The organism is Mesorhizobium sp. M2A.F.Ca.ET.039.01.1.1 (assembly GCF_003998035.1).
GTDB lineage: Bacteria > Pseudomonadota > Alphaproteobacteria > Rhizobiales > Rhizobiaceae > Mesorhizobium.
Genome location: NZ_RZRY01000285.1, coordinates 1 through 7,740, shown reverse-complemented (window position 1 = coordinate 7,740; position 7,740 = coordinate 1). Strand labels below are relative to the sequence as shown.

Sequence of the window (7,740 nt, the reverse complement as noted above, 5' to 3'; positions counted from 1 at the left end):
CTGGACGACATCCTGGCGCGGCTGTCGCCCTCGGACATCGTGCTGGTCGAGGGCTACAAGCGCGAAGCGCACAAGAAGATCGAGGCAAGGCGGCTCGAAGCCAAGGACCGGACGCCACTTTCCGCCAACGATCCCAACATCGTCGCGGTCGCCGCCGACTTTACGGTCGAAGGCGAAAACCTGCCGGTTTTCGACCTCGACGACACCAAATCGATAGCCGACTTTGTCGAGCGCAGCACAGGTCTCGTGGCTCGAACCACGTAACGCAGCGGCACTTCCCGATTGTCGCTTGCCGTTGATTTGCAGTTGCTTTTTTCTCGCAAAGAGTGGGAGTATCCGCCTCAGCGGGCGGTAAAGAAGCTCCGCCCACAAGAGCCGCACGGGACAGCGGCCATGACAATATGAGAGGATTATCATGCGTATTGCACTGCGTATCGCGCTTGCCGCTTCGGCCGCGCTGCTGACACTCGGCGTCGCCCAGGCTCAGGAAAAGACTCTGAGGATCGGCACCGAAGGCGCGTACCCGCCCTTCAACAACCTGACCTCGGACGGCCAGTTGGTCGGCTTCGACATCGATATCGCCAAGGCGCTCTGCGACGAGATGAAGGTGAAGTGCACCTTCGTCGCGCAGGATTGGGACGGCATCATCCCGGCGCTCCAGGCCGGCAAGTTCGACGCCATCGTCGCCTCGATGTCGATTACGCCAGAGCGCCAGGAAAAGGTCGACTTCACCCACAAATACTACAACACCCCGTCGGCCATCGCCGTGCCGAAGGATTCGCCGCTCAAGGGCGTGACCAAGGAAGACCTCGCCGGCAAGAACATCGGCGTCGCCACCACGACCACGCACTACAACTATGCCTCCAAGACCTACACGGACAGCACCATCAAGGGCTATCCGAGCAGCCCCGAGGAGCAGGCGGACCTCGCCAATGGCCGCCTCGACGCGATCGAGGACGACATCGTCGTGTTGCAGCAATGGCTGGATACGCCGGACGGCGCCTGCTGCAAGATCCTCGGCCAACCCTCGCCGCAGCCGGTCGAGATCTTCGGACCGGGCGCCGGCATCGCCGTGCGCAAGGGCGAGACCGATCTGGTCAACAAGCTGAACGAAGCGATCGACACCATCCGCAAGAACGGAAAGTACAAGGAAATCAACGACAAGTACTTCAAGTTCGACGTCTACGGCGCCGAATCCTGATCGTTACGCCAAGGGCGGTGAGGCACTCCTCGCCGCCCTCCTCTTCTCCCGGGATCGCCACGGAGACACGACCCGTCAATGCCGGCCCAAAGCATTTGGACACTTCTCAGCTGGGGACCGGATGGTTGGAGTGACGACATTGCGTCTGGCGTTCTGGTTACCATCGTGCTGGCGCTCGCCACACTGCCCATCGGCCTGACGATCGGATTTTTCGTCGCCTTCGCCAAGCAGCATGAAGAGCCCTCCCTGCGGCTCGCCGCCAACATCTACACCACGGTTTTCCGTGGCCTGCCGGAGCTGGTCACGCTCTTCCTGTTCTTCTTCGGCATGCCGCTTCTGCTGCAATACTTGGTGCGGCTGTTCAATCCGGCCGCGACAATCGACGTCAACAGCTTCATCGCTGGCATGATCGTGCTGTCGCTGATCTTCTCCTCCTATGCCAGCGAGGTCTTCCTTTCCGCGTTCCGCGCCATTCCGAAAGGCCAGTATGAGGGCGGCTACGCCATCGGCCTGTCGAAATGGCAGACGATGCGGCTGATCATCCTGCCGCAGCTGATAAGCATCGCCTTCCCCGGCCTCGAGAATTGCTGGCTAAGCCTGCTGAAGGACACCTCGCTGGTCTCGGTGGTCAATCTCGCCGAGACCTTGCGCCAGTCCGGCGTCGCGGCGCGCGTTACCAAGCATGCCTTCCTGTTCTACAGTGTGGCGGCGTTGATCTTCCTGGCTCTCGCCATCCTGTCGTCGATCGCCACCGGCCACATTCTGCGTCATCTCGGGCGGAGAGCGGTGCGATGAGCGTCAGCCAGGCCATCGTCGTCGACAAGCCGCCCCCTCTGGCCCGCGGCTGGCCACGCGCCCGCATCGTCGGCTACTCACTGGTCGGCGTATGGATTCTCTTCGGTCTCGGCATCGTCGCCTACCTCGTCTACGCCTGGAATCCAGAGTTCTTCGCCCGTTACGCGCCGGCCTATCTGCAGGGCCTGGGAACCACCCTGTCGCTGGTTTCCATCTCGATGGTGCTGGGAGCGATCTTCTCGCTGCCGGTCGCCTATGGCCGCATGTCGAAGAACTGGATCCTGTCCGGGCTTGCCTATTGCTACGTCTATTTCTTCCGCGGCACGCCGCTGCTCGTGCAGACCTATCTCGTCTATTACGGCGTCGGTTCCTTCCGGCCGGAGCTGGAAACGGTAGGATTGTGGTGGTTCTTCCGCGAGGCCTTCTATTGCGGTGTCTTTGCCTTCTCGCTCAACACCGCCGCCTACCAGGCCGAAATCCTGCGCGGCGCCATCGAAAGCGTGCCGCGCGGCCAATGGGAGGGTGCTGCCTCGCTCGGCCTGCACAAATTGCAGACGCTGCGCAAGGTCATCCTGCCGCAGGCGATCATCGTTGCCCTCAGGCCCTACGGCAACGAGCTCATCCTGATGATCAAGGCCTCCGCGATCGTCGCCATCATCACGGTCTACGACCTGATGGGCAACGCCAAGCTCGCCTATGCGAAATCCTTCGACATCCAGGCCTATATCTGGGTGGCGATCGTCTATTTGGTGATGGTCGAGATCCTGCGCCACGGCGTCGAATGGATCGAGCGCCGCATCACCATCCACCTGCATCGATAAATCCCTGCGGCTCGGCCGCCTGCACCAGTCGATGCAGCGCTGCGCGCCTTGACGAATTTTTCGCATGGCCTAGACCTTCGGCCACTGGAAACTGTGTTTTGTTGGAAGGCAGGTCTATGGCATCGGTTGCATTTCTCGGTCTTGGCGTCATGGGCTATCCCATGGCCGGGCACCTCAGGAACAAGGGCGGCCACGACGTCACCGTCTACAACCGCACCAAGGCAAAGGCCGAGCAGTGGGTAGCCCAGCATGGCGGCAAGCTGGCGCTGACGCCGGCCGAAGCAGCCGAAGGCAAGGACTTCGTCTTCTCCTGCGTCGGCAATGATGACGATCTGCGCTCGGTCACCACCGGCGCCAACGGCGCCTTCGCCGCGATGAAGAAGGGTTCCGTCTTCATCGACAACACCACCGCCTCGGCTGAGGTCGCACGCGAGCTGGATGAAGCCGCGCGCAAGGCAGGCTTCTCCTTTCTCGACGCGCCCGTGTCAGGCGGCCAAGCCGGCGCCGAGAACGGCATCCTGACCGTCATGGTCGGCGGCGAGCAGTCGGCCTTCGACAAAGCCAAGCCGGTCATTGACGCCTACGCCCGTATGGTCGGGCTGATGGGTTCGGCCGGCGCTGGCCAATTGACGAAAATGATCAACCAGATCGCCATTGCCGGCCTCGTCCAGGGCCTGGCCGAAGGTATCCATTTCGGCAAGAAGGCCGGCCTCGACATCGAGAAGGTTGTCGAGGTGATCTCGAAGGGCGCCGCCGGCTCCTGGCAGATGGAGAACCGCCATAAGACGATGAATGCCGGCAAATATGATTTCGGCTTCGCCGTCGACTGGATGCGCAAGGATCTCGGCATCTGCCTGGCCGAGGCCAACCGCAACGGCGCCAAGCTGCCGGTAACGGCGCTTATCGACCAATTCTACAAGGACGTGCAGGACATGGGCGGCAAGCGCTGGGATACCTCCTCGCTGCTTGCACGCCTGGAAAAATAGGCGCCACGATGCCCCTGCCCGACCCGAGCTGGAGCGCCGACGACGTCGTCGCGCACCTGCGCGCGATCGGCACGGAGGCGAATCTGGCGGGCATGGCGCGCTTCGGCATCAACACGGCGAGCGCGCTTGGCATCGGCAATTCCGACTTGCGACCGCTGGCGCGCAAGCTGAAGAAGAACCACGAGCGATCGCTTCTGCTCTGGGAAAGCGGCATCCGGGAGGCGCGGCTGATGGCGGCCTTCACCGGCGAGCCTAAGAAGGTCGACATCAACCAGTGCCGGCGCTGGGCCGCGAATTTCGACAGCTGGGAGATCGTCGACACCGTTGCCGACCTGTTTGCCGAAACGCCATTCTGGCGCGGCCTGATCGACGAATTCGCAGAAGACGAACGCGAATTCGTCCGCCGCACCGCCTTTGCCATGCTCGCCTGGAGCGCGGTCCATCTGAAGAAAGAGCCGGACGCAACCTTCCTTGCCTATCTGCCGCTGATCGAGAAGCATGCCCGCGATCCGCGCAATTTCGTTCGCAAGGTGGTCAACTGGGCGCTGCGGCAGATCGGCAAGCGCTCGATGAGCCTGCACGCCCCTGCCCTTGCGCTGGCGGAAAAACTGGCGGCATCGCCCGACCCGCGTTGGGTCGGCAGAGATGCGGTGAAGGAACTGACGGATGCCAAACAGCTCGCCAGGCTCGCAGCCGCAAGAACCTGATCTTTCCGGCGTCCGCTTTGTCGAGGTGACGCAAGAGACGCGTGGCCCTTTCGAAACGCTGTTCGAGCAGCCGGGCGCGCCGAAATATTGCTGGTGCATGGCCTGGCGCCATTCCAGCCGCGAGCACATCCCGAACGACGAGAAGAAGCGCATGATGATGGCGCTGATCGATGCCGGCACTCCCGTGGGCATCGTCGCCGAGTTGGACGGCAAGCCGGTCGGCTGGTGCTCGGTCGCGCCGCGCGAGACCTACCGGAAACTGTCAAAGCAGCAGGACGACAGCGAGACCGGCATATGGTCGATCGTCTGCTTCTATGTGCCGAGGGCTTTGCGTGGCGGCGGGCTGGCATCCGCCCTGCTCGACGCCGCGATCGACCACGCCTTCGGCAAAGGCGCGCGCGTCATCGAGGCCTATCCCGTCGACGAGGCCGCGCCCAGCTATCGCTTCATGGGCTTTCGCGACATTTCGTCGCGCGGGGCTTCCACGAGATCGGCACCGCCGGGACGCGCCGGCATGTGATGCGGCTGGACCGCTGAGTCTGGATCGGTCACGACGCTTTGACTCGATTCCGCAAATGGACTGACGGATGATGGAGCGACCATGAACAATCGTTTCAAATCATGCGCGGCGCTGACAGCCATGCTCCTGCTCGCCGCCTCGGGAGCCGATGCGGCAGCCGATGTCGTGCATATCCTCTGGAAGGATCTGCGCCCCTCCACGCAGGCGATCGCCGAGGACGCGAACCTGCCGATGATCGCGGCAAAACTGCCCGACCACGGCGAGACTTTGTCGCTCAATCTGCAGGACAAGGCCATACAATTAGCCGGCTATGCGTTGCCGGTCGATCGCGACGGCGACCTCGTCTACCAGTTCCTGCTGGTGCCGTGGACAGGCGCCTGTAGCCACATGCCGACGCCGCCGCCCAACCAGATCGTGCTGGTGACGCCGGCGCATCCCTACAAGATGAAAGAGGCTTACGACCCGGTCGCCGTCACCGGCGTGTTGAAGCCCGGCATGGAAAAGAGCCAGCTCTTCATCCTCGATGGCGTCTCGATCGTTCAGTCGGGCTATACCGTGCGCAAGGCGGACGTGGCGAGCGTGGACAGCGTACCGGATACGGTCACCCTACCGGTCAACTCGCCGTGGAGTTTCCTCAACAAGAAGAAGAATTAAGGCCGATCGGCGCAACCAGTGTCACGCCGCGTTCGCACCCGACTCCTTGTCCAGAACCATGTAGTCGAGCGGGATCTCGGTTGTGTATTTGATCTGCTCCATGGCGAAGGACGAGGACACGTCGCGGATCTCGATCTTGGCGATCAGTCGCTTGTAGAAGGCATCGTAAGCGGCGATATCCGGGACCACTACACGCAGCAGGTAATCGACGTCGCCGCTCATGCGGTAGAACTCAACCACCTCCGGGAATTCCTGGATGACCTCGGAGAAGCGCCGCAGCCATTCATGGCTGTGCGAATTGGTGCGGATCGACACGAAGACGGTGACGCGTACGTTGACCTTCTCATGGTCGAGGATGGCGACGCGCCGCCTGATGACGCCCTCTTCCTCAAGCTTCTGGATACGCCGCCAGCACGGCGTGGTCGACAGGCCGACTTTCTTGGCGACGTCGGCCACCGCAAGCGTGGCGTCCTCCTGCAGGAGGCGGAGAATTTTTCTGTCGAGGCGATCCATGAGGAGGCTCCAGGGGAATAGTTTGGCCATAATCCCTTTTATCGGAGCCTTTCACAAGAAAGAAATTCTGCCAAAGGCACCAAAAGCGAGTGATATCTTGCGGAATGCCTAACCAATGCGATAGCGGATTTCCGACCTCAGGAAGGGCAGCAAATCCATTTCAAACCAGGGATTCTTCTTCAGCCAGCCCGTGTTTCGCCACGACGGATGCGGCAGCGGCAACACTTTTGGACTGGCCGGAGCATCCCAGACGGCGCGCCAATTCCTCACTGTATCCGTCAAGGACGCCGCGCGCGTCGTGCCCATATGCCATGCCTGCGCATAGCCGCCGATGGTCAGCACCAGGTCGATCTGCGGCATCAGCGCCATCAGGTCCCGGCGCCAGGCCGGCGCGCATTCGCGGCGCGGCGGCAGGTCCCCGCCCTTGGCGTCCTGGCCGGGAAAGCAGAAACCCATCGGCACGATGGCGAACTTTTCAGTGTCGTAGAACTCTTCGCTGCTGACGCCGAGCCAGCTTCTGAGGCGATCTCCGGAAGCGTCTGTGAAGGGCATGCCCGAGATGTGAACCTTGGTGCCCGGCGCCTGGCTGGCGAGCAGGATGCGGGCGCTCGAGGACGGCCTCAATACCGGGCGCGGCTCGTGCGGCAAGGGCCGGCCAAGCGGCTGGTCGACGCAGATGCGGCAGGCCCGCACCCTCGCGGTGAGGCGCTCCAATGCTTGGCTCATATCGGGCGGATTATCCAATCTTCGTCGCTCAGGCCGTCGCGCTTGGCCGGCTCGTCAGCGCCGCATACCAGCGCAGCACATTCGTGCACTCCTCAGGCACCTTGATGCGGGCCGGCTTCATGAAATCGATAGCGATCATTCCGGTGATATCGGCAACCGAATAGGCATCGCCGGCGGCGAATTCGCGCTGCGCCAGTTCGTGATCGAGCAGGTGCAGGAAATCGATCGCCTTCGGCTTGTTGGCCTCGCCCCATTCCGGGATCTGCGGCACTTCCCATTCCTTCATAGCCGGATGGATATGCCGGAACGCGGCCGCGACGCTGACCATGAGATTTAGTTCCAGGCGTCTTTGCCACATCTCGACTTTTGCCTTGCCGAGCGCACCCGTGCCGAACAGCGCGGGCTCGGGGTGCAACTCCTCGAAATAACGGCAGATGGCGATCGATTCGGTGATGACGGTACCGTCGTCGAGCTCGAGCACCGGCAGGCGCCGCAGCGGATTGCGCTGCGCCACCTCTTCGCCGCGATGCTCCAGCGCAGCCATGTCGACGGGCACAAGCGGCACTGTCAGCCCCTTCTCGGCAAGAAAGACACGCACACGTCGGGGATTGGGCGCGCGGCCGCCGTCGAACAGCTTCATTCCATCCTCCAGTTTCTCCACCGGATCATAGGGCTCGGATACGCCCGTCACCAGAAGCGAAAGAACTCGCGCAACGCGTCGCTCAACGAGGCAAGCGTGCCGTGCTTTCTCTCGACCGGCGCGTCATGATGGCTGTCGCGCCAGTCCCGCGGCTCCTCGAAGGCGCCTGCCCAGATG

At 62.4% G+C, this 7,740-nt stretch carries 11 protein-coding genes; 8 read left to right on the top strand and 3 right to left on the bottom strand.

Translation table 11 applies throughout. From position 1 onward, the window contains the following. The 8 genes from EOA24_RS20880 to EOA24_RS20845 form a co-directional block, all read left to right on the top strand. Positions 1-264 (top strand): molybdopterin-guanine dinucleotide biosynthesis protein MobB (locus tag EOA24_RS20880; protein WP_145970587.1); only part of this gene is annotated, 264 nt, incomplete at its 5' end. 151 nt (positions 265-415) lie between these two features. Further along, positions 416-1,201 (top strand): ABC transporter substrate-binding protein, encoded by a 786-nt coding sequence (locus EOA24_RS20875; protein ID WP_095818023.1) that lies wholly within the window; start codon positions 416-418, stop codon positions 1,199-1,201. 78 nt (positions 1,202-1,279) lie between these two features. Then, positions 1,280-1,996, top strand: a complete 717-nt coding sequence (locus tag EOA24_RS20870) for an ABC transporter permease (RefSeq protein ID WP_126082706.1) — start codon at positions 1,280-1,282, stop codon at positions 1,994-1,996. Next, positions 1,993-2,817 carry an ABC transporter permease gene (locus tag EOA24_RS20865; RefSeq protein WP_126082705.1) on the top strand — a complete coding sequence of 275 codons (825 nt, stop codon included), beginning with the start codon at positions 1,993-1,995 and terminating at the stop codon, positions 2,815-2,817. Before EOA24_RS20870 ends, EOA24_RS20865 begins: the two co-directional genes overlap by 4 nt. A 116-nt stretch (positions 2,818-2,933) precedes the next feature. Then, positions 2,934-3,803 carry an NAD(P)-dependent oxidoreductase gene (locus EOA24_RS20860; protein ID WP_127410025.1) on the top strand — a complete coding sequence of 290 codons (870 nt, stop codon included), beginning with the start codon at positions 2,934-2,936 and terminating at the stop codon, positions 3,801-3,803. 8 nt (positions 3,804-3,811) lie between these two features. Next, positions 3,812-4,510: a DNA alkylation repair protein gene (locus EOA24_RS20855; protein ID WP_127410024.1), complete on the top strand. Its 699-nt coding sequence runs from the start codon at positions 3,812-3,814 to the stop codon at positions 4,508-4,510. Continuing rightward, positions 4,470-5,030: a GNAT family N-acetyltransferase gene (locus EOA24_RS20850; protein ID WP_245467052.1), complete on the top strand. Its 561-nt coding sequence runs from the start codon at positions 4,470-4,472 to the stop codon at positions 5,028-5,030. Before EOA24_RS20855 ends, EOA24_RS20850 begins: the two co-directional genes overlap by 41 nt. Before the next feature lie 81 nt (positions 5,031-5,111). Further along, positions 5,112-5,684 (top strand): DUF3299 domain-containing protein, encoded by a 573-nt coding sequence (locus tag EOA24_RS20845; RefSeq protein WP_126082702.1) that lies wholly within the window; start codon positions 5,112-5,114, stop codon positions 5,682-5,684. 21 nt (positions 5,685-5,705) lie between these two features. On the opposite strand, the gene EOA24_RS20840 is transcribed toward EOA24_RS20845, so the two are convergent. From EOA24_RS20840 to EOA24_RS20830, 3 genes are all read right to left on the bottom strand, one after another. Beyond that, positions 5,706-6,197 (bottom strand): Lrp/AsnC family transcriptional regulator, encoded by a 492-nt coding sequence (locus EOA24_RS20840; protein ID WP_040982768.1) that lies wholly within the window; start codon positions 6,195-6,197, stop codon positions 5,706-5,708. Positions 6,198-6,305: 108 nt separating this feature from the next. Beyond that, positions 6,306-6,923: a uracil-DNA glycosylase family protein gene (locus tag EOA24_RS20835; RefSeq protein WP_126082701.1), complete on the bottom strand. Its 618-nt coding sequence runs from the start codon at positions 6,921-6,923 to the stop codon at positions 6,306-6,308. A 28-nt stretch (positions 6,924-6,951) separates the two neighbouring features. Beyond that, positions 6,952-7,563: a glutathione S-transferase gene (locus tag EOA24_RS20830; protein WP_126082700.1), complete on the bottom strand. Its 612-nt coding sequence runs from the start codon at positions 7,561-7,563 to the stop codon at positions 6,952-6,954. Positions 7,564-7,740: the final 177 nt, after the last annotated feature.